The organism is Paenimyroides ummariense (assembly GCF_900115115.1).
In the GTDB taxonomy this organism is placed as follows: domain Bacteria; phylum Bacteroidota; class Bacteroidia; order Flavobacteriales; family Flavobacteriaceae; genus Flavobacterium; species Flavobacterium ummariense.
Genome location: NZ_FOVI01000015.1, coordinates 1 through 24,132, shown reverse-complemented (window position 1 = coordinate 24,132; position 24,132 = coordinate 1). Strand labels below are relative to the sequence as shown.

Here is a 24,132-nt window from a genome sequence, read left to right as displayed (position 1 = left end):
AAAGATAGCTAATCTTCGCCTTAAATTGGTAAACTTACTCAACTTTTATGGTTTTACCGGCGGTGTGTGCGGTGTGCTCTGGTGCGTACATACTTTGAATGGTTGAAATACCGCTAGTAAAACTGCCTTCGTTATTCAATCGCACTTCATAATCAATCACATAACTACCTTTATTCAAATAATCAATAAAAAAGTTGGTGGCAGCATCTCGTGTTGATTGGTAATAACGCAAATTGTTTTTGTATTTGTAGCCCGAAAGCACATCAACAGGTTCAAAAGTTGCCGCACGCATATCTTTAATATGAATGAATTCCATATCTTTTTCGGCTGTAATTTCTAAACGAATAATTACTTTTTGTCCTAATTTAAGTTTGGTTTTATTTGAAATTTCCTCCAGCTTTTTGTCGGAATTTTCAATATAGAATTTTCTTGAAATTTTCAAGATTTCGTTAGTTGCATCTTTCACCGCATTAAAATCTTCGAAATATTGCCAATAGATTCCACCAAAAACAGGTTTTTCGCTTTTGTTTTTTATCGATACATTACCAAAATCGTTTGTGATTTCATTTGCTTTCCATTGATACGTTTGATACCCTAACAAATCATCTGTTTGATTTTCTGCAGTTTCATTGTTTTTTATGGTTTGATTTGCTACCGACACAACCACTTTATCTGCCTTTACCATTTCGGTTGAATTTGATAACAACAGCGCATAAATTGCCGATGTGGTTGCTTTTGTGGTGCCCCAATCTTTATTTAATTTCTGACTTAACAACCACGCATTTAATTTTTGAAGCGTAGTTTGGTTGTTATCAATCTCTTTAAAAGCCTCAATAATCAATGCCTGAACTTCGGCTGCATTGTGATAGTAATAATACTCGTTGCTGTTTTCTTTCCAATACATTCCATAAGTTTCATCGATCACCGCGCTTTCATTTAACTGATTTAGAATTTGTTTTGCCCAAGTTGTATCGCCTTTTCTGTTTAAAACTATTGCGAGTTTGGCTTTGTTTTGAAGCGATAATTCTACCCAATTTTTCTTTAAATCACTAAAATTTTGATCTAATTGTTTAGAAACATCGGCAGGAATTGCAAAATCTTTCGAATAATAACTCTTCACAAAAGCATAATCGATTGCTGCATAATTTGATATTTTTTTATATGTTGTATTTAGATTTTTTTGAATAGCAACATCAATGAAACGGTGCGCTTTGTTTACCATGTTTTTAACATCGGTATCATTAAAATGCGAAATACCCAATTTATCTAATTGTGCCGCCGTAACCAAAATGTGCTGTGTTATGTAAGTATTTTCATATCCGCCTGAAAACCACCCGAAACCACCCGAAGGATTTTGACGTTCGCCTAATGTTTTTATAATTTCGTCGGCTTCTTTTTCCAATCGATCCATATCAAAGTAAGCTGCTAACTGTGCTTTTTTCTCTTGATCTGAAACTAAATCTTTCATCCACGGAGTTTCCTGAAGCATCAATTGTTTCAATTCTTCATTATCTTCTAACTTCGATTTTGGATTATTCTTCCATTCAGAAATCAAATCTTTAATCTTAGGATTTTTTTCCAACACATGCAACGCTAAAACATCGGCAAAATACTTGGCAAAAATTTGTTCATTGCACGTATGCTGAAAATCATATAAATAAGGCAACGACTGCATAGTTAACCATGTGGCGTTGTGCGAAATTTCCACCACAAACTGATGATTTTTCAACGTTTGTGAATTGTTGTTTAGTAAATTATCAAGTTTATATTCTTTATTTTGTTTTCCCAATTGCCAAATAGCAGCGGTTTCGGTAATCAATGTTCTATTGCTAAAAACAGGAATTACGCTTTCTTCACCATCGGTAAAATTGCCTGCTTTTACAGAAATGCGGTATTGCAAACCTTCGATGTCTTTAGGAATTTCAACTGACCAACTAACCGTATTGGCACTTAAACCATTAATTGTTGTTAGAACCAACTTATCGGTTTTAATAATTTTATCGGTTAAATCCTTGCCGGTAACGGTATTAAACAAACGCAAAACAGCAGTTGCCTGCAACGGTGCATTGGTGGTATTGCTTACGCGCGCTTTTAAAACAACCACATCGGTTTCACGAACAAAACGTGGCATGTTTGGCTGAATCATTACATCTTTCTGAGTTTTGCTTAAACTTTCTACATAAACAAAATCGGTGGTTTTATTATGTGCCAATCCACGGAATTTCCATTTTGTTAATGCTTCGGGTGCGGTAAAGTCAATTTCTACCAATCCATCTTTCTGAATTTTTAAATGCGGAAAGAAAAACGCAGTTTCTTGTAAGTTTTTGCGTAAAGTGATATTATTATGCGTGTCTTCAAGTGTATTTTTCCCATAAATTGTTGTAGAATTTACAGTAGTTTGGGCTTCTGTAGATATATTTAACCCCGGAACCTGACCTTGTAATGTTTGTATAAAACTTGCATTTGGTCTGCCTTCTACTGTTTTAGATGCTACAATAAATCTTTCTCCACTTCCTGTCCCTTTACTACTTTTTTCTGCACCACCTGTTCTATATGTGTCAACGACTACATCATTCATAATTATAGAATGATCTTCTAACAAAACAAAGTTTAGAATTGATGCTTGATTTACATACAATGTTTCGGTAGTAAATCCTTCATAATTAACTTGAATACGATCGCCTGCTGAAGCTTTAATTTGATAAGTTCCTTCTACATCGGTTTCGGTACTTTTATCAGTATCAAGAACCATAACAGTTGCCTCAGGAATTGGATCTCCATCTTGGGTTTTTACAATACCTTTTATGGTTTTTAAAACGCCATCTTTAATAATATTGCTATCATCTATAACATCATAGGTCAGTGTTTCATCATTATTTAAAACTTTTTGCGTGAACAGTTGTTCTTCGTTTAAAACATCAGAAAATCCTTCAACACGTTCAACATAGTACTTGTAAATTTTGTTGAATGTTTTAATATCGTCGTTAAATCTATCGTACGAAATTTTTGAAACAAGTTCATCTACAAGTTCTAAATGAATAACAGTTAAACCTTGTTTTAATTCTACTTTTAAGTTTTTATAACCTACTGCTGTAATACCCACTAAAGCCGTTTTGTTGCCCAAGACTTTTGCAAAACCGTCTTCGTTAGTTATTGTCTTGTTTGAATTTTTAAGATTCACTACAACAGCATTGGAAATAAATTTATTGGTTTTAGCATCACGTACTTCAACCTGAAACCCTACATTTTTACTTTGTTGATTTTGAAAAGCAGGATTATAATAATTATGTGTAGTAAAAGTACAACCGTAATAGTTCCATGTATTCCAATAAAAAGAGTTGTTATAATAGTAGTTAGAAGTGTTTAAATGGTTCTTTTGAACGATATCTGCTTTTCTAGGCAATGAAAAATATGCATACACATAATTGTTTATTTTATGTGCATTTGTAGCCCATTCTGTGCCATATTCCGAAGAATTTTTCAACAATAAATCTAAAGAAGCATCGTACATACTTGCTAAAAACTCACCTTGATAAGGTTTATTATTTTTGGCATTTTTAAGCAGTAGTTTCCATTTATATTGTTCGGCAGGATTTAATTTATCGTTCCATGACTGCCATTCAACATTCCATAGAAAATCTTCATTTGTTTTACTTTTTTCTATGTTATAATTTCCTCTGTTTGAATAAAGCTGATGATTGTATACAAAAAACCAACTGTAAGAAACCGATTCGTTTTCTGTACTATTAACCAAAGGAATTTTAATTTGCTGTGTGCCTTTTTTTATGTTGAAATTAAGTGCTTTAATATTTGCATCTCGGTCGAAATATTCTACATACAACGTAACATGATCGTATATGCTATTGGTTTCTAAAACCAACTGACTTGAATTTGACTTTAAATGATTTACTACTGTAAAATTTTCGTTTGTTGCCAGTTTTTCATCGGCATTTTTTATATTAAACGTTGTTTCAGCTTTAATTGGCAAACCAGATTTTTCGTCCGAAATTTCAAATTCAAAATTATAACGCCCGGTTTTCCAATTCTTAATATCTAATTCAAAATCTTTGTCTTTTTGTGTGGTGTATGCTCCTTCGTAAACCAATACTTTATCAGCTACTTTTTCATCGTTTAACGAATAGGTTTCGTAAGGAAATAACTCTCTAAATGTTTTTTCATTTATAGATGCTAATTCGGGAACATTCCAATGTCTGCTTTTATAAAAATGATTAACAGGTAAGGTTTGATAAATTTTCACTTTACCGGTTACAGGTAAAAAATCGTTGTTATGACTGGTAGAATTAACAGTAACACTTAAAGGTTTGTTTGTAACCGATACATTGTAATTGTAAGCATTTAATCTATATTTTGTGTTGGCAACAGTAAATTGCCCGTCGGTTTCATGAACTTCACCTGCTTGATCTATTACTTCAATCTCATAATAAACATGCGTTTGTATAGGGTTTGTTTTTGCTTTTTCACTAATAGAATCAGACTTAACTGTAAAGGTATATTCAAAAAAACCTTGATCGTTGGTAAATAGTTCTTCTTTTGAATCTACCAAAGTTATTGAGCCTCTTTTTTCGCTATCGTAAAAAGATGAATTAATGTTTAGCTTTACTTTAGCATTTGCAATTGCACCACCTGCCAAACTACTTGCTTTACCTTTTATGGTTACTTTTTCATCAAAATAAACGTTTTGTTTTATTTCTTCTACTTCAAAATCAAAAGTTGGGCGTTTGTATTCTTCTACTTTATACCTGAAACTTGCCATTGGAAAATATAAATTCTCCCAAAATTCTTCTTCTGTCTTATCAGTATATTCATCTAGCTCATCAACTTCAATATAAAAGTCGCCTGTTGCTATGTTTTTAGGCAATAAAAAAGTACCGCTAAAAGCACCTAATTCGTTGGTTTTAACAGTTAGTTTATTAACCTCATCAGAATTATCATCTTTTAAAACCACATTAAAAGATTTATTTTCCAAAACGTTGTTTCCATCTTTTTGTACTACGTACAAAATGCCTTTAAAATGTACTTCTTGTCCAGGTCGATAAATATATCTGTCTGTAAACAAATTAATTTCCGCTTCTCGTTTAGTATTTTCTTTATTCACGTATTCAGCATTGTAACTATCTAAATACAAGTTTGTTTGGTAGGTTTCATTTTGCATAAAAACCTTTACAATATTATCTTTATTGTACCCTCTGGTGTCCGAAACAATTACTTTTCCTGCGTCATCGGTTGTATAGCTTTTATTTTGATATTTAACTAATATATTTTTATACGGATTTCCTGTCTTTGGATTTAGAACATAAATAGTATAAGAATCTCCCCCACTATTTTTTGTAATTATCGATACATTGGTGGTTTTAAAAGAAATAATATGCTGGTGACTAAACTTTTTTAAATCATCTATATCAGAATAAGCTACCAACAGATAATTTCCCAACGGTAACTGCTCTCCTAAAACTTCTGTTGAAGTTTGAAAGTACATTAAATCTTTAGGTAAAACACGCGAAGTAGTTTTAATTGGCTGCTGATTTTTAACTACTAATTGATAGATACTATCGTTTAAAACCGTATGATTAGAAAAATTGTAATACGCAAAATACAAAGTATCTATATTTTTATAATCAATTAAGTATTTCACAGGTTCGCCTTCATAGACTTCTTTTTTAAGCGATACGGCAAAATCTTTTTCTTTTATACTATTTTCTAATTTTTGTACATGATTTAGCTGATCGTTTTCATCTGCGCTTTTTTTAACTTCGGCAATTGCATTTAGCGAGCGGTTGTAGTAATCTTTTTTATTGGTTTTATTGGCTTCTTTACTTAATTTATTAGCATAATCTGAATACCAACGATTTTTATAAAAAGTGGTTGATAGATTTTTTCCAAGGTTTTGAAAAGTTTCTCCTTCTGCCGATTTATCTTTTGCATACTTTTCAAAACGCAGATATCTTATTTTATCTAGTGACTTATTTTGATTTGTTAAAATGTAGTACGCTTCTAGTTTTTGAAACAACTCAACAGCTTTTTTTCCTAATTCGTTTCTTAAATCGTCATTTTTAGGAGGAAAGATTATTTTTTGTTGATGAAAAGAGGAGTCAAATCGAAATAATTCATCATTTAAAGGTTGAATTATTGACGAGCTATAAGAATATTCATTAATAAAATTAATTGCAAAAAACTCGTAAACAGATTGGTTTAAGTTATAATCAATTTCATCAAAAAAAACTAAATCTTTAATACCTGAAAGCTTTGTTTGTTTTAACAACTGATCTTGCTTAAAAAGCAAATTTACTTGTTCGTTCACAACGTTTTTAAAATGATCTTTAGACCATAAATCGATATTTACAGGAAGTTCAGCCGTTGTATTTTCTACCAAAGAGTTTCTGCTCCAAGAATATTGCTTAGAATCATAAGCTGCCATAAGGGTTTTAATATAATACCAGCGGTAAACCTCTTTGTAAATTCCGTTGCTTTTCGATAGTTCTTGCTGCAAACGATCAATTTTCTTTTGGTAATTTACTTCTTCCAAAACGTTTTCTAATTTCATTTTAAAAAGAACAGCCTTTGCCTTTTCTGTTTCATTCTTAGCTTTATTGGCTTTAGAATATAAATCATCAATGTTTTTTTTCAGTGTTTTATAACTCCCCTCTTTTTCTAATTCGTAAACTCTTTGCCATTCTTTAGAAAAATCTTGTGCATGAATAGTTGTTGTAAAAACAAGTAGTAGCAGTAAATAAAAGTGTTTCATAAGGTTATTGCTAATAAGATGCTGTTAAAATACATCTTTTTTGTAAATTTAAGCTTTAAAAAATTTTGTATGAAGAAATTTATAGGAATTTGCACGCTTTTACTCACTATTACTTCTTGTGATAAAAAAGCGGAAACCGCTGTTGAAAAACCTCAGGTTCTTGAGTTAAGTACCGATTATAATTCGGTTTTTAATCAATTCACCAAACAAAATGATACGCTTTATATTGTAAACTTTTGGGCAACGTGGTGTCAGCCTTGTGTGGAAGAGTTACCTGATTTTATGAAAATTAACAGCGAATTTAAATCAGAAAAATTTAAAATGATTTTAGTGAGTTTGGATAAAGCTGCCGATTTTGAAACCAAAGTAAAAAACTACATTAAAACCAACAATATTTCGCCCGATGTTTATGTTTTAACAGACAACAAACGTATGAACGAATGGATTCCGAAAATCAATAAAACATGGAGTGGCGCCATACCTGCAACAGCAATTTACAAAAATGGCAAACAAGTTTTTTTTACCGAAGGACAAATTTCTTACAACGATTTAGTAAAAACCATTAACAAATTTAAATAAACAAAAAATGAAGAAAATTTTAGCATTAGCTTTATTTGCAGCTGCTTTTGTAAGCTGTAAGAAAGAAGCTACAACTACCACCGAAACCGTTACAAACGACACAATTACCAAGACCGAAGAGCCTGCTGTTGAAAGAACCGGCTATACTATTGGCGACGAAGCAACTGATTTTTCGTTAAAAGGAACCGATGATAAAATGTACTCTTTATCTCAATTTACTGATGCTAAAGGATACATTGTAATTTTTACTTGTAACCATTGTCCGTATGCGAAAGCTTATGAAGAGCGTATTGTTGCATTAGATACAAAATATAAATCGTTAGGATATCCTGTTATTGCGATTAATCCGAACGATCCTACTGCACAACCAGAAGATAGTTTTGATTTGATGAAAACCCGCGCAAAAGAAAAAGGATTTACTTTTCCTTATTTGTTTGATGAAGGACAAAAAATTTATCCACAATACGGTGCAACTAAAACACCGCATGTATTTGTTCTTAACAAAGAAAATGGTAAAAACATTGTAAAATATATTGGTGCTATTGATAACAATCACGAGAACCCTAATGATGTTACCGAAAAATACGTAGAAGCTGCTGTTGATGCTTTATTAAAAAATGAGCCTATAAAACAAACCGAAACAGTTGCAATTGGTTGTACTATAAAAGTTAAAAAGTAATAGTTAGTTTACAGGAAAAAAGGTGTTTCAAATTAATGAAACACCTTTTTTTATTTCTATAGATAAAAATTAGTCATCAATACGAACAAAATTTCCGTTAGTATCAAATTCTAAATCAATATCTGATGCTAAATCAATCTTAATTTTATCTTTTTCTTTATCAATTGAAGTGGCAAAAGTTGATGCGTAATTTTTAGAAAGATACGTTTTGATACTTTCGGGCAGCACTTCTTTTGGTAAGCCTTTGGCATCTTTCCATTCGTGCCAAATGCCATCGCTGTCAAAATCAATTTCGGCACCGTCGTTAAACTTCACTTCAAAACTTTTTCCGATAACCGGAATGGTTTTTACTTCATACGAAGCAATGTTGTCTTGGCTGTAATGACTATTAATTGTTTCTAATGCTTTTACAGGTAAATCAGTGAAATTAACATTGTTTTTTTGTGCATTTTGGTTGAGTGAATCGGCAGTTTGTGTAGCTGTAGGTGTAACGGTGACTTCTTTTTTACACGAAACAAAAGTTAAACTACTTAAAGCTAATAATAGTAAAAAATTCTTTTTCATAATACAAACTTTTAAAAATCAAATAAATATACAAAAATTATTTGGTTTTATATTTATCATTTAAACCTTTATTCTGTAAAATAAGTTCTTTGATTTTTTCTAAGCGTGTAGCTTTTGTTTTTTCCTGTTTGGCTTCATCAATATAAACCACGTATTCTTTCTGTTTTCCTTTAGTCAGTTTTTCAAAAGCAATTTTAACATCGATATTACTTTCTAAAAAATCTTTAAAAATTCCTTCAGGTTTCTTCTCTTCAAAAACATCGGTTCTTATTTCTTTACCATCTTTTATGGTTTGGATCGATTCGTTTATGTACGCCAAAATCTTCTTCTCGTCCATATCGGCAACATTTGTAAATCGCCACTGACGCATGGCTTTTGTTTTTCCGTCTGATGCATTTACCAGCACTTTTTCAGGATCTGATAAAAACACTCCATTGTAAAACCATAACGAGAAAAAATCTTTAAAACCACCCCATCCTATCACATTTTTATTGTTAAACGTGTAAACTTCCTTATCCCACTTAATTGCTTTGTCTAGATTAGTTTTCACGATTAACTGCTGCATAAATTCTTCGGCATCTGTCCATTTATCATTATAGGCACTCCAATTTGCAGCTTTTTTATCTTTCAATTTCGATACATTGAAAGCAATAATATCAGCAATTAATTGCTTGGGTAATTTTTGATCTAAAGGGAGTTGAATGGCTCCTTTTGATGTTTTGAAGGATGTTAGCTGATCTTGAAAAACCTCAATAGCATCGGGACCTGGATACAATCCCAAATGATTTTTAAACAGTGCAAAATGAATTAAATTTCCGTTATAATAAAACGTTGGCATGCCATAACTTATTTTTTCAACCGTTTCTTTTGGAACATGTTTTTTAATGATCTTATATAGATCTTCCAAGATTATCTTTCGATCATCAGAAAAACCGGAAATATATTCTGCTATGTTTAAAAAAGTATTCATGATAATTTAACCAATTAGGTAGTTTCCACATGGTTTTTAAAGCTGTTTAAAATTGCCTGCCAACCTTCTTTCTGCATTTCTTCCGGGTTTTGATTTTCAGCATCAAATGTTTCGGTTACAAGTATCTGATTACCTTTGTCTTCAAAAGAAATTTCAACCACTCTGCCGTCTTCCATGTGATATTTTATGAATTTCTGCGGAATAACTTCATCATAAATCCCCTCAAAATCAAAAGAAAAACTACCGTCTTTAGCAGCCATTGTACTTTTTAATTTCCCACCAACTTCCAAATTATTCGATGCATTTAAACAATGCCAATCCGGCGATGCCTGATTCCATTGTTCAATATGTCTTGGGTTGTTTAATTTATCCCAAACTTTTTCAATAGGCGCATTTACCGCAACCTGTACCGTTATTTTTCCCATTTTTCTATTTTTTAATGCGCATATAATCAAAAGCGCCATTTCGTAAGTTAATGTTGTATTCTAAACTGGCTTTCAAACAAGCTAAAAAGTTTGCCCAGCCTTCGGTTTGCTGCATCATTTGCTTAATTCCGGCATGGGTTTTTTCCATTTCATGCTCCACAACTTTTACAACGGTTGAGTTATCTTTTTGTGGCTGCAGAAAAATTTCTACCAGCATATTTGGTTCGCCACTCCAGTCGAACGAAACATATTCGTTTTCTTTAATTTCTTTTCCGGTTACGGGAAAAACATCGTCAAACTCGGGAAACTTCCATTGAACGGTTTTGTCTGTTCCTAAATTTCCGGTTGATGATTCTATAAAGTATCGATTCATTTTATCGGCAGAAACAATCGCACTAAAAACCTCGTTCACAGGTTTTTGAATTTGAATACTTGCCTTGGCAGTTAACTTTTCCATTTGAATTTGCTTTTAACGAATTTAATAAATTTCTTAATTTAAAATGATTTTATATTGATTTTGATAACCCTCTTTTTTTGATAATTTTTACAAAATTCCGTTTTAAGATGCGTAACTTTAGGTTGCTAATACAAAAAAATTTAATGTTATGAATACAATAAGAATATCAGAAACCTTGCAAAAAGCCTTGAATGATCAGGTTACTTTAGAAGCTTATTCGGCACAAATGTATTTAATGCTTGCCTGTTGGGCAGACGAAAACCAGTTAGACGGTGTTAAGAATTTTATGATGAAGCATTCGCAGGAAGAACGCGTGCACATGGCTAAAATTATTGAATATATTCAGGAACGAGGCGGAACGGTTGTTATTGATGCTATTGCCAAACCACAACCTAAACCCAATAATGTTTTAGAATGCTTTGAAAGTGTTTTAAAACAGGAAATTGAAAATACTACTGCGGTTTACAAACTGGTAAAAATGAGTATGGACGAAGAAGATTGGGCTACCTGGAATTTTATGCAATGGCTGGTTGCCGAACAACGCGAAGAAGAAAAACTGGCACTTGATTTATTGGATAAAGCCAAACTTGCCGGCGGTAACAACATGAGCGATACGGCTAAATTTGAGTTAAACAAACTTATTGGAAATACCGATCAGGAATTCCCTATTGCTGATAATGTGAATCCTTTAGAGTAACTTCAAACATCATTAAAACAAAAAAGAACGTATTTACATACGTTCTTTTTTTGTAATAATTATTCCGGTACAGCACGCCATTTTTTAATGACTGCGGTGTATATAAACATAAACAGTAAACCTACTGCCAGCAGCAAATAACTCGTGTTCATATCTAAATATTCCAAAAGCGTAGTGCATGTTTTACTTGGGTAACTGTTGTAATAACCTGGCTGTGCACGGCAAGCATCGTTTTGGTGCATACTTATAATGCCTAAAATCAACAGCACATACAAAACAAAACCATTAATGGTGATGTTCATAAAGATCGACGTAAACAGTTTGGATGCTGATGTGAGAAATAAAAACGGAATCAGAATAATTATGGTTGCTATAATAAACACCAAATAAGCTGCAAAATATTCTTCATCTCCACCCATGCCCATGCTGTACATTAAAACCATTAACCCAATAACCAAACTCAATACGCCTGTTGTAATTCCTGTAAAAATTACAGAACGTAAATTTGTTACTCTGAAACTGAAAATTAATGTAGAGAAGAAAAAGGCAATCCAAATATATACATGAATGTTTCGCGATACAAAATCATCGCTTTTAACTAATTCTACGTTTCGAAGAAATTCGTTTAAATTTCTTATTTCATAATAGTTTCTAGATCTATTTTTATTGTAAAAATCAACCATTTTGTTTGTTGAATTTACACCGGCAGCTTCAGCCACTGCTACTACGGCAGCTTGGGTTGCTTCATGAACATTTTGCGATGCAATATCGGTTGTTAATGTATCAACTTCGGGAACTGCTAAGGCTACAGAATCTGTTGGATAGTAATATTCGCTTTCGTGCTCTGCAATAAAGTTCTTTATAGGGAAATTTCCAGGGAAATAAATCAAATCAAACCATTTATCGGTAGTTAAATTGGTTTTTATTTGATATTTCTTAGATACTTCTAAAAAATCGTTTAAACCTTTTTTAATTTCTACCGGATTGTTTCTGTCTAAAAGCGCTGTTAAATCTTTATTTATTTGGTAGTTTTTACCCTCTTTAGGATCTACATCATACGGAACCGGTTCGGTATAATAGCCGTTAGAATATCTGTCATAATAATCAATTTCACTAAAATCTAACTCATAAAATTTTCTTGAAAAATTGTAGAATGATAAATCTGCAGTTTTTATTTGTGCCGAAACATCAACTACCTCTTTCTTAAAAAAGTAATAACAAGTATCGTTCTCTACGGTTTGATACGCTAATGAAACATTATTTTTATATTCGGCGGCTGGGTACTTAAATTGATAGTTTTCATCGCGCTCTGTAATGGCAACTTGGTAAATGCTGTAAAACTGATAATCGTTGCCAAGTGTGCTGAAATATTTTTTATTATAATCTATTAAATTGGGGTCTTTTTCGCAGTATAATTCGTTAAATATTTTAGGCGACGCTTTTCTATCTAGTTCATAATCTTGGTATGAAAAGGTTAAAAACGGAAACGCTTTATTAATAATATTTACATTTTTTACTAATTCGTTGTTTGGATACGTTACGTTTATGTAAGTTCTAAACCCGAACATATATGGAAAATAAAAACTTATTGATGCAAAAACAATGACCAAATAACACATAAACTGACCAAAAAGTTTAAGGTTGCTTGTAGGATAAAAGTTTTTAAAGCCGTTGTTTTTAAACATGTAAACCAGCCAGCCTACCAGCATAAGCATAGAAACAATGATGTGTACCATTATTACGCCGCTTGAAAAATAATCGTCTATAACCCGGCTGTTTTGTAACGAAAGCGGACTACTGTGCGATATAAAACCTATAAAGTAAAAAACGATGTGCGCCAACAGGCTTATGGCAAGCATCCACACAATGCGGGTGTTCCATATTGTTGGGTACCGCTGTATAAGGTAATTGTTTATTTTATTGATAAAATTCATAACAATGTTTTTCTAGTTTACAAAAAATCTACGGGTTGATGCAGAAATATCACGGATATAAATTAGTTGTATATCAGCTGATCCTAATGCTACAATTACTTCGGAGAAACGGGTAGTTGTGTTGAAATACACCGTGTAAATTCCGCCGTTAAAGGTTAGCTTTTCCAATGAAAATGGCTCAAAAACCTTTAATAATTCTTCACGGTTTGCATTGGTATCAATTTCTATAATTAACGGTTTTTCGTCGTTAACGGCTTCGTTTGTACTTTCGTTGTATTTGCCGTTTTTCAGAAAAATTACCTTGTCTGATATCTTCTCAACTTCATACAACTGTTGCGAACTTAAAATTAGCGCAATTGGGTTATTAACCGAATTCGCTATCGCCTTTAAATCTTCCAGAATAATCTGCTGTGCCAACACATCCAGGTTTGCCAAAGGTTCATCTAACAACAAAATTTCGGGTTTGCGCAATAAGGTACGTGCCAGTTCAAAACGCATTTTGTAGCCCGATGATAGTTCGCTCCATTTTAAATGTCGGTAATTCCATAATCCCAAACGCGCAACCATCAATAAAACTCGGGTTTCAATCTCATCCGGTTTTTCGCCGTAATTCGCCAATACAAAACGTAAATTATCCAACAAACTGCCATACCATTTATCGGTACGTTGCGGAATGTAGATTAATTTGGTACGTAAATCGTAATCGTTTTGTATTTCGTTTGTAAACTGATAGTGAAGCGATCCTTGTGTCTGAGCAATTTCTTTAGCCAGAATGCGCAACAATGTAGTTTTACCATTACCGTTTTCACCCACCAATCCAAAAACCTGACCTTTAGTCAACGTAAGCGAAATAGGTCCTAACGAAAATTTTTGCGATCCGTAACTTTTTGTTATCTGATCCGCCTTCAAAACAAATTCTTCTGCCTTGTTTTCCGGTACATCAACTAAAGCTATTTTTTGTAACAGTTCTTTTGCCTTTGTAATTAAAGCATCAGTCTGCTCGGGATTTTTTTCTTTCCAGTCGGTCAGATTAATTGCTTCTCTGTAAATCTGCATGTTCTGCGTATCCATCGCACAGTCCAACAGCTTTCTAAAACCTAGAAAAGTATCCTTATTATCAAAAAAGTGCACGGCTTCCTGTACACGCTGTATATGTTTATTCATTCGCTTTTTTATTGTAAAAGTAAAAATATCTTTCACATGGCAAAGGAATTATCGTATGAATGTTTACATTTTTAATCTTTTTTTGTAAGTTTAATTAAAAAATTGACGCTTTAAATGGCAAAGAAAATAAAAGCTATTAAGTGCCCACAATGTGGAAGCACCAAACAAAAAAGAATTGACGAAGAGCATTTTGAATGTTTAAACTGTGGTTCGGGGTATCTTTTAGATACAGACGATATTACCATTAACCATAATTACAACTATAACACGCCAAAGATACCGGCTGCACCTGTAAACAAAAAAGCGGTGGGTATTTTTATTGCAATTTTGTTTTTTGGATTTGTTTGGCTGATGGTATCAGGAATGTTTTCTAAAAAAGATTCGATTGCTACTGCTTTTACAAATAAAATAACATGGCAGAACGAAACGGTTTCGCAGGTTTTTACGGATAAGAATAATGTGATTAAACTTTTTATTGTTGGAAACATCGGATCGAACACACGCAGTTACAATGATAAAGAAAATAAAAAATTATATTGGTCGGTTTATAATGTTGCCTCAGGAAAAACAGAGCAGTTAAACGTATTTACCGATATTTCTGAAACAATATCTTTGGGCGATATTACCTTAAAACCGCTAAACGACGGCAGTATTTATTTTGTGTTTAAGAAAACAAAAGTTTACAGATACGATATTTCAGAAAACTCGTTTGTGTACATGAACAATGATTTGGAACAAACGATAGACAAGTTAAAAACCGGTATTGCCAGTATAGAAATAAACCAAAGTTACAACTGTTTGGATATTGTATCGAACACCGGGGCAAAGATCAGTTATTTTCCATCGACAAAAATCCAAATGCAATATCCTGATAAAGGAACTACAATGCCTAATGCAGTTTTACAGACAAAATATGCAGTATCAAATTCAAACCCAAATTATCTGATTCAATATCAGGCAATGCAGCAATCGGGGTATCCTGTTTTTACCAATCCTGTTTTTAATATTACATTTAATGAGAAAGAAGAACAGGTAAACGCAACCATTTCAAACCAAGACGCTGAAAGGGCTTTCGTTAAAAATCATTCGATCCTTCCTATAAAAAACCGCATGCACAAGCTTATTGTTTTAGGGAACAATAACGATAATGTGGCTGTTGCATACAAGGAAAATATCAGTGAAGGTGAAAAGTACATCATTGAGCTTTTAGATAATAAAGGATCTGTTAAATGGAATTTAAAAACCAATTTTGGTTTAATTGATCATACCAACAACACACTATCTACTAAAAACGAGTTGTTTGTAACAGCAAACAAAACTTTTTACCTAATTGGTACCGACGGAAAAATAACAAAAACGATTAATTTAGAAGAAATAACTTTAGAACCAAAAGAATAAACATGGGTAATTTAAAAACAATTCAGTGTCCCAATTGCGGATCAAAAAAAGTAAAGTATTTAGACGATAATATGTTTGAGTGTTTAAACTGCCAAACATCATTTTATGTGGATACCAACCAAACATCGGTAAACCACAAACACACCTATACAAACAGACCAACTGCTGCACCGATAAATTTCAATTCAAAACGAGCTTTATGGATTTTTCTTGGAATCATTTTTCTTGGTTTTGCACTTATTATTCCTATCCTGTTTTTTACAACCAACAATAGCTCATCATCAAGTTTCAGCACATCAGAAAGTACCAAAAGAAAAGATTACACTTTTAATATTAGCAGTTCGGCAGCTTTTACAGATCAAAGTAAAAACCTGAAAATATTCATGATGGGCAGCATAAGATCGTCAGACTATAACAACAACAAATATAAAGACAAAGTTTTTTGGGCGGTTTATGATGCCGTTAAAGGAGCATACGACCAAATAGAACCTTTAGAACTTAACACACCTAACAATATAAGTTTTCATGGAACCGAATGCTTTAAGTTCGACGATGGAAATATTTACATTATTGCAGCCAACAACCTGCTGTACAAGTACGATGTCGTTACCAAAAGCATGCACTTCTTAAACAACGAAGTTATTGCAAACGTAAAAGAAATGCAAAGCGGTATTGCGGGTATCGATGATGCGACACACAAATATTCTGCCTTCGAAATAAAGTCAAACAGCGGAAAAGAAGTTATGTACTATCCTATTTCTAAAGTGTATTATGCCGATAATTTTAGACAGACTGTTGAGCCACGATCGTATCCGAATGAAAAGCCAACTACCTTCTTTTTTCAAACAAACAACCAGCCTTCGTATTTGGTTCGATACAATGCTATGTACAGCATGGGCTATCCGTTTTGCTTTAATCCGCATATAGAATCGGTATTTGATGAAGACGAAAACTTTAAAAGCGCATCGTTCAGTAGTTACTGGGTTGCTGCTTCGCATTTGATTGATATGGAAGTGCTGAATACAGATAACATAGTGTATGATATGACCGTGCTTGATTTCCGCGATGGTATTGTAGCATTGGGTGTAAAAACCACCAATATATCATCGGAGAATTTTAAAATTCAATGGCAAGATTATAACGGAAAACTGTTGTGGTCTGCCCCATCGGAAGTTTCGCATTTATACGATTTCAGCGGTGCTATAAGCAAAAATAACGGATTGGTATTTGGCAGCCGTGAAGAATATTTCCTTTACAGCAACCAAGGAAAATTAGTAAAGAAATTAGAACTAGATGAATTATCATTCGATTTAGATTAACCAATAAAAAAGAAAACTATGTTTAAGAAATTTTTTAATAAACAATTAGCAAGCGTTATAGAGTGGAACAATCCCGATGTGAATACCTTGCTGTACAAATTTCCATCTACACACAACGAAATTAAAGATGCCAGCAAATTAATCGTTGCTCCCGGACAAGCGTGTGTTTTAGTTTACGAAGGAAGAATTACCGATGTACTTACACAACCCGACATTTACAATCTGGCTACAGACAATCATCCGTTTATCACATCGCTACTTAAAATAAGACAAAATTTTGAAAGCGAACACAAACTGAAAATCTACTTTTTTCGCACGGCAGAAATCGTTAATCAATATTGGGGAACGGCATCGCCTATAAAATACGTTGATGCTTCGTATAACCTGCCTGTGGAACTGGGCTTAAACGGAAACTTCTCATACAAGATCAGTCAGCCGCTGTTTTTATTTACCGATATCATTGGTTCGCAAGATGTTTTCACAATATCTGCCATGAAACAAGTTATTCTAGAGCGAATAATTAACCAGTTGCGCACTCTATTCGCACAAAACAAATATGCGTATAATGAAATAGATTCGCAGCTTACGGCTATTGAAGATGAAGTTGTTACCAAAATTTCGTCCGATTTTGAAAGTCTTGGACTCCAAATTACCGATTTCAACATTACAGGCACCGTGTTCGATGAAGCTACTGTTGAACGTATTGGCAGAATTGCCGATATTACAACCGATACCACAGCTGCCGCACAAGCAGGTTTATCGTACACCGAAATGGAAAAACTACGTGCATTAAGAGATGCCGCCCGAAACGAAGGCGGTTTAGCCGGAATGGGTGCACAATTAGGTGTGGGTATGGAAATAGGAAAATTATTCACGACAGAGAAAGATCAATTCACTCAAAAAATCACCGAAGAAAATAGCGATGCTTTTGAAAAATTGCAGAAACTAAAAATTTTGGTCGATGAGCAAATCATCACTCAAGAAGAATTCAACGATCTTAAAAAGCAAATTCTAAGTAACTTTAAACTGTAGCCTTATGAAATATGTTGTAGCATTTATAGTAACCCTTTTAATATTGGTTACATTAACGTACTTTGTACTACAAACATGGGATATTGAGTTGTTTGAAGCACAATATCTTACCAAAACTTACACTACCATTGGTTTATTAGCCGTTGGCGCATTTTTACTAACAGCTGTTATCGCCTTGTTTTTTGGTGGAAACCGCAATAAATACGATAAAAACGCACCCGGTGTGGCGCAAAAAAGGTTATAATTACAAAACGCAGTGAATACCATCACTGCGTTTTTTAAATACATACTTCATAAAAACTTAGTAGTTATGAGCACCAAACACAGCAGCAACACACAACTTTCGTTAGCTTTCTTTTTAAACTTGTTTTTTGCGGTTATTGAATTAATAGGCGGTATTTTAACCAATTCTACCGCTATCATTGCCGACGCTTTTCATGATTTTATGGATGCCGTTGCTATTGGAATCGCCGTGTATATGGCTAAATTTTCAAAGAAACCGGCATCGTTAACGTTTACCTATGGTTATCGTCGGTTTGCATTGTTATCGGCAATTATCATGTCGGTAATTTTATTGGTTGGCACTGTATTTATGACATATAATGGCATTGTTACTATAAACACCCCCAAAGAAGTTAACAGTATAGGTATGCTAGGTTTTGCTGTGTTAGGCATTGCAGTAAACGGTTTTGCTTTTTTACGAATAAAGAAAGGAGACGCACACGAACATCATTCACATTCGCATTCACATTCACATTCACATTCGCATGCTCATCAGTCGCACGATGCCAACAGCAAAGCAATTATGCTGCATTTATTAGAAGATGTTTTGGGCTGGATTGCCGTTTTAATAGGTGCAGCCGTAATGTATTTTACCAATTGGTTTTGGATTGATAGTGCACTAACCATTGCCATTGCTTTGTTTATTGCATACAATGCCTTAAAAAATATGTACGGAACTTTTACTGTTTTACTGCAAGCTGTTCCTGAAGGAATTAATATTGAAAAAATAAAAAGCGATCTTTTACAATTAAACACCATACAAAAAATTACCGCTTTAAACATTTGGACAATAGACGGGCAACAACACATAGCCACCATAACAGTACAAACAACCACCAATAATTTACAAGAAATTAAAAAGCACCTACAAACCGTTTTTACCCAACACAACATTAGCAATGTAACCATACAAATTGATTGATAAAAACAAAAGCCTCTCAAAATTTTGAGAGGCTTTCTATTGTCATAATCAACTTTTACATATTTCTGCGGTACTGTCCGCCTACTTCAAACAAAGCCGATGTTATTTGTCCTAACGAACACACTTTGGCAGCTTCCATTAACACCTCAAAGATATTTTGGTTATTAACTGCTGCGGTTTGTGCTTCTTCTAAAGCTTTTAATGCCTTTGCTTCGTTAATTTTATTTAAACTTTCTTTCGTTTTAATCTGAAACAATTTCTCTTCTTCGGTTGCACGAATAACTTCTGCCGGAACCACCGTTTTAGATCCCGTTGAACTTAAAAACGTATTTACACCAATAATTGGGAAATCGCCATTATGTTTCAACGTTTCGTAATACAATGATTCTTCCTGAATCTTAGAACGTTGGTACATGGTTTCCATTGCACCTAACACACCGCCACGTTCTGTAATTCGATCAAATTCTGCCAAAACAGCTTCTTCAACCAAATCAGTCAACTCTTCAATAATAAATGAACCTTGTATTGGGTTTTCGTTTTTCGCTAATCCTAATTCCTTATTAATAATCAACTGAATTGCCATTGCTCTACGTACCGATTCTTCTGTAGGAGTTGTAATCGCTTCATCGTAAGCATTCGTGTGTAACGAGTTACAGTTGTCGTAAATTGCATACAACGCCTGTAATGTGGTACGAATATCGTTAAAGTCAATTTCTTGCGCGTGTAACGATCTACCCGATGTTTGAATGTGGTATTTCAACATTTGTGCACGTTCGTTAGCTCCGTATTTCTGCTTTAAAGCTTTTGCCCAGATTCTACGAGCCACACGACCAATTACCGAATATTCCGGATCGATACCATTCGAGAAAAAGAACGACAAGTTTGGTCCAAACGCATTGATATCCATTCCACGAGATAAATAGTATTCCACATAAGTGAAACCATTTGCCAGCGTAAATGCCAACTGTGTAACCGGATTTGCACCTGCTTCGGCAATGTGATAGCCCGAAATAGAAACCGAGTAAAAGTTACGAACGTTCTTTTCAATGAAATATTCCTGCACGTCGCCCATTAAACGCAACGCAAATTCGGTAGAGAAAATACAGGTATTTTGAGCTTGATCTTCTTTTAAAATATCTGCCTGAACGGTACCACGAACCTGTGCCAAGGTATTCTTTTTAATTTCTGCATATACATCTGGAGGTAAAACTTGGTCGCCCGACACTCCTAAAAGCATCAGTCCCAACCCATCGTTTCCTTCTGGTAAATCACCATTATAACGTGGGCGTTCTAAACCGTTGTCTTCGTAAATTGCTTTTATTTTTGCTTCAACGTCTGCTTCTAAATCATTTTCTTTAATGTATTTTTCACAGTTTTGATCGATCGCTGCGTTCATAAAAAATCCTAACAACATAGGTGCCGGGCCGTTAATGGTCATAGAAACCGATGTTGCCGGGTGCGATAAATCAAACCCTGAATACAATTTTTTAGCATCATCTAAACAACAAATCGAAACTCCGGCATTACCAATTTTTCCATAAATATCCGGACGATGCCCTGGATCGTTTCCGTATAAAGTTACCGAATCAAACGCTGTTGATAAACGTTTTGCCGGCATTCCTTTAGATACATAATGAAAACGACGGTTGGTACGCTCTGGTCCACCTTCACCTGCAAACATACGCGTTGGATCTTCGCCTTCGCGTTTAAACGGATACAAGCCGGATGTAAAAGGGAATTCTCCCGGAACATTTTCTTGCAAAACCCAACGCAACACATCGCCCCAAGCTTCGTACTTTGGCAAAGCAATTTTAGGGATCTGCAAGTGCGATAGCGATTCGGTATGTGTTTGAATTTTAATTTCTTTGTCACGAACTTTAAACGAATAAACCGGATTTTTGTACTTGTTTACTTTTTCATCCCAAGACGTAATCACTTCCCAGTTGTAAGGATCTAAATCACGTTTTAACTTATCGAATTCAGCTAATAAAAGCTTAGATAATTCTTCGTTTTGAGTTCCCGTAACTTCAATTCCATGCTGTGTTAACGCAGGTAATTTACCCGAAATAGTTTCAATAGTTTTAAAGATTCCGTATAGTTTTTGAGCAACATCTTTTTGTGAAACTGCTTTGCTGTCGTAACCACGATTATTTTCTGCGATTTCAGATAAATAACGAATACGAGATGGCGGAATAACGTAGATTTTCTCTGACATCTCTTTTGTAATTTCAAAAGTCGATTTCAAATCAGCTCCTGTTTTTTCAACCACTTTATCAATAATAGACTGATACAACTGGTTTGTTCCCGGATCGTTAAACTGCGAAGCAATTGTTCCAAAAACCGGCATTTTGTCTGGGTTCACATCCCATAAATTATGGTTACGTTGGTATTGCTTCTTTACATCGCGCAACGCATCTAAGGCGCCACGTTTATCGAATTTATTGATTGCAACGATATCGGCAAAATCTAACATATCAATTTTTTCCAATTGAGTCGCAGCACCGAACTCAGGAGTCATGATGTACAACGAAGCGTCTGAATGATCTAAAATCTCAGTATCAGACTGACCGATTCCCGATGTTTCTAAAATAATCAAATCATACTGTGCTGCTTTTAAAACCTGAAGCGCTTCTTCTACGTATTTTGACAACGCCAAGTTTGACTGACGTGTAGCCAACGAACGCATATAAACACGTGGATTGTTGATAGAGTTCATACGGATACGATCGCCCAACAAAGCACCACCGGTTTTCTTTTTAGATGGATCTACCGAAACTAATGCAATGGTTTTCTCTGGAAAATCGATTAAAAATCTACGAACAATTTCATCAACCATAGAAGATTTACCTGCACCACCTGTTCCGGTAATTCCTAAAACGGGTGCCGATTGATTTTCTACTTTATTAAAATCAAAAACCTTTAAAAAGTCTTCTTCTCGGTTTTCTGCCAATGAAATTAATCGGGAAATAGTAGTAATATCTTTATCTTTCAACGACTGATAGATATCTTTTCCGTCAGGAATTTCTAAAGCTCCTGTTGGAAAATCGGCTTTCTGCACCATATCATTAATCATGCCTTGTAAGCCCAATTCACGACCATCGTCTGGAGAATAAATACGCGTAATACCGTAATCCATTAATTCCTTGATTTCTGTAGGAAGAATTACGCCGCCGCCGCCGCCAACTATTTTTATATGACCTGCTCCTTTTTCCTGAAGCAAATCGTACATATATTTAAAATATTCATTGTGACCACCTTGATACGATGTCATTGCAATAGCATTTGCATCTTCTTGAATTGCGGTATTTACCACATCCTCAACCGATTTATCATGTCCTAAATGAATTACTTCACATCCGGTTGACTGTATAATTCGGCGCATAATGTTGATTGCAGCATCGTGTCCATCAAACAAAGCAGCAGCTGTAACGATACGCACTTTGTTATTTGGAGTGTATATTTTTTGTTCCATTTTGTTTTTATTTCGACTTCGCAAGATACATCTTTTACAGATTATATAAAACAGCTTTTAAAATTAATATGCACTCAAAATTTGAATATTTACAAACAAAAGAGGAAGCAAATGCTTCCTCTTTTGTTTGGTTTCTATTTAACAGGTGTTTATCGTTTTAACGAGAAGTGACCTCTTACTTCTTTGGTTAATCCTGTTTTTGGATCTATGTAATCTGCCTTGAACCAGTAGTCGGTTGATGGTAATGGTTGTCCGTTAAAGGTTCCGTCCCATCCTTCGCCTGCCGGGCTTAACTGTTTGATCAGTTTTCCAAAGCGGTCAAAGATATAGATCTTGGCATCAGGTTGGTTCTTTAACGACCAAATGTTCCATGTATCGTTGTAACCATCGTTGTTAGGTGTAAAGAATTTAGGGTAGTCCATTACCGTGATTACTTTACTTGCAATACAAGGCTCACCTTCTATACGTACGTAAACGGTATGCTCACCCGCTGTTACATCTAAGAAAATGTTAGAATCTTGCCATGAACCTTCGTCTAACTTGTATTCTAACACTACTCCCGGACCTGCGTAAGCCATTACTTCAATGGCATTGGTATCGCCAAAACTATCGGTTACCTTCACCTCATCAATTGTGATACTTGGCGCCTCATCTACGCGTGCAGTGCGTGTTGTGCTACATCCGTTTGGTCCTGTTACTACAACTGTATAAGTTCCGCCGCGTTTTGCGTACAATCTGCTACCGCCATCTAATATATCTGCTACGCCCGGTGGTATAGGTTGTCCGTCTATCGTCCATACAAAGGTGTATCCTGTTCCTGTTACTCCTGTATCAAGATAATGACCACTGCTTATGTTCCATTGGTCGCGGTATTCGTAACATACAAACCCGTCTATTAATGGTTTTACTTCAGGTGCGTTCTTTAAACGAATCGTGATGTTTACAGAATCACTACATAAAAGAGTACGATCTGCATTGTAAACTATCGCACGGATTACTTCACCATTAAATACTTGTACACTATTTGCAGGGTCTTGTATTGGTGTTCCATCCCAACGCTCGTATCTAACGCGTAAATCTGCTGCAGGAATTACCTGTGTATCAATAATATCAACATCTAAAGTTGTTAGATCTATTAATGAAATACCGTCGTTTACATAATCTGTTTCACAGAATTCGGTATTTGCCGGTGTAAACGCATATACTGCCTGTTCTATTTTTAGTGAGAAACTATCAATACTAAAACAGCCTGTATCTTTGTTTTCTACACGAACCCAGATAACCTGCTCCCATTCTGTAGCATTTATGTATGTATATGGTAACGGGTTGGTATTATTTATTGCATTTTGTTCACTTGGGAAATATCTTACAATAAAATCTGCCGGATCTTCTCCTGCCAATGCTTGTGCATCTTTATCGTGTAAATTAAAGGTTGTTGTTGGCGTAGGGTTGTCCATGCACGCTAACAATGCCGT

At 34.4% G+C, this 24,132-nt stretch carries 17 protein-coding genes; 8 read left to right on the top strand and 9 right to left on the bottom strand.

Going from position 1 to position 24,132, the window contains the following annotated elements:
• Positions 1-34: 34 nt before the first annotated feature.
• Entirely contained in the window at positions 35-6,763 is a 6,729-nt protein-coding gene (locus BM253_RS11155; protein WP_091523982.1) for an alpha-2-macroglobulin family protein, read from the bottom strand.
• A gap of 69 nt (positions 6,764-6,832) precedes the next feature.
• Here BM253_RS11155 and BM253_RS11150 point away from each other — a divergent pair, with 69 nt between their 5' ends.
• Together BM253_RS11150 and BM253_RS11145 are read left to right on the top strand one after the other, a co-directional pair.
• Positions 6,833-7,342 (top strand): TlpA family protein disulfide reductase, encoded by a 510-nt coding sequence (locus BM253_RS11150; RefSeq protein ID WP_091523978.1) that lies wholly within the window; start codon positions 6,833-6,835, stop codon positions 7,340-7,342.
• Between the two features lie 7 nt (positions 7,343-7,349).
• Positions 7,350-8,021, top strand: a complete 672-nt coding sequence (locus BM253_RS11145; protein WP_091523975.1) for a thioredoxin family protein — start codon at positions 7,350-7,352, stop codon at positions 8,019-8,021.
• Positions 8,022-8,090: 69 nt separating this feature from the next.
• On the opposite strand, the gene BM253_RS11140 is transcribed toward BM253_RS11145, so the two are convergent.
• The 4 genes from BM253_RS11140 to BM253_RS11120 are packed head-to-tail and all read right to left on the bottom strand — an operon-like array spanning position 8,091 to position 10,437.
• Complete coding sequence (locus tag BM253_RS11140; protein WP_091523971.1) at positions 8,091-8,585, bottom strand: PepSY-like domain-containing protein; 495 nt, start codon at positions 8,583-8,585, stop codon at positions 8,091-8,093.
• Positions 8,586-8,622: 37 nt separating this feature from the next.
• Entirely contained in the window at positions 8,623-9,555 is a 933-nt protein-coding gene (locus tag BM253_RS17430; protein WP_218154375.1) for a DUF1801 domain-containing protein, read from the bottom strand.
• Between the two features lie 14 nt (positions 9,556-9,569).
• Entirely contained in the window at positions 9,570-9,980 is a 411-nt protein-coding gene (locus BM253_RS11125; protein ID WP_091523968.1) for an SRPBCC family protein, read from the bottom strand.
• A 4-nt stretch (positions 9,981-9,984) separates the two neighbouring features.
• Entirely contained in the window at positions 9,985-10,437 is a 453-nt protein-coding gene (locus tag BM253_RS11120) for an SRPBCC domain-containing protein (RefSeq protein WP_091523965.1), read from the bottom strand.
• Positions 10,438-10,585: 148 nt separating this feature from the next.
• Here BM253_RS11120 and BM253_RS11115 point away from each other — a divergent pair, with 148 nt between their 5' ends.
• On the top strand, positions 10,586-11,134 hold the full coding sequence (locus tag BM253_RS11115) for a ferritin (protein ID WP_091523961.1): 549 nt from the start codon (positions 10,586-10,588) through the stop codon (positions 11,132-11,134).
• 59 nt (positions 11,135-11,193) lie between these two features.
• On the opposite strand, the gene BM253_RS11110 is transcribed toward BM253_RS11115, so the two are convergent.
• Complete coding sequence (locus tag BM253_RS11110; protein ID WP_091523957.1) at positions 11,194-13,068, bottom strand: hypothetical protein; 1,875 nt, start codon at positions 13,066-13,068, stop codon at positions 11,194-11,196.
• Positions 13,069-13,080: 12 nt separating this feature from the next.
• Positions 13,081-14,232: an ABC transporter ATP-binding protein gene (locus tag BM253_RS11105; protein WP_091524127.1), complete on the bottom strand. Its 1,152-nt coding sequence runs from the start codon at positions 14,230-14,232 to the stop codon at positions 13,081-13,083.
• 114 nt (positions 14,233-14,346) lie between these two features.
• Here BM253_RS11105 and BM253_RS11100 point away from each other — a divergent pair, with 114 nt between their 5' ends.
• From BM253_RS11100 to BM253_RS11080, 5 genes are all read left to right on the top strand, one after another.
• Positions 14,347-15,630, top strand: coding sequence for a hypothetical protein (locus BM253_RS11100; RefSeq protein WP_091523954.1), 1,284 nt, complete (start codon positions 14,347-14,349; stop codon positions 15,628-15,630).
• A 2-nt stretch (positions 15,631-15,632) separates the two neighbouring features.
• A complete protein-coding gene (locus tag BM253_RS11095; RefSeq protein ID WP_091523950.1) occupies positions 15,633-16,949 on the top strand; it encodes a hypothetical protein in 1,317 nt (438 codons plus the stop codon).
• Positions 16,950-16,967: 18 nt separating this feature from the next.
• The gene (locus tag BM253_RS11090; protein ID WP_091523947.1) at positions 16,968-17,981 is read left to right on the top strand and encodes an SPFH domain-containing protein; all 1,014 of its coding nucleotides are present in this window, start codon (positions 16,968-16,970) and stop codon (positions 17,979-17,981) included.
• A gap of 4 nt (positions 17,982-17,985) precedes the next feature.
• Complete coding sequence (locus BM253_RS11085) at positions 17,986-18,225, top strand: hypothetical protein (protein WP_091523944.1); 240 nt, start codon at positions 17,986-17,988, stop codon at positions 18,223-18,225.
• Between the two features lie 66 nt (positions 18,226-18,291).
• On the top strand, positions 18,292-19,185 hold the full coding sequence (locus BM253_RS11080) for a cation diffusion facilitator family transporter (RefSeq protein WP_091523940.1): 894 nt from the start codon (positions 18,292-18,294) through the stop codon (positions 19,183-19,185).
• A 55-nt stretch (positions 19,186-19,240) separates the two neighbouring features.
• Here the strand turns inward: BM253_RS11080 and BM253_RS11075 are convergent, their stop codons facing one another.
• Entirely contained in the window at positions 19,241-22,657 is a 3,417-nt protein-coding gene (locus BM253_RS11075) for a methylmalonyl-CoA mutase family protein (RefSeq protein WP_091523937.1), read from the bottom strand.
• A gap of 149 nt (positions 22,658-22,806) precedes the next feature.
• A partial coding sequence (locus BM253_RS11070) for a T9SS type B sorting domain-containing protein (protein ID WP_143095630.1) occupies positions 22,807-24,132 on the bottom strand: 1,326 nt, incomplete at its 5' end.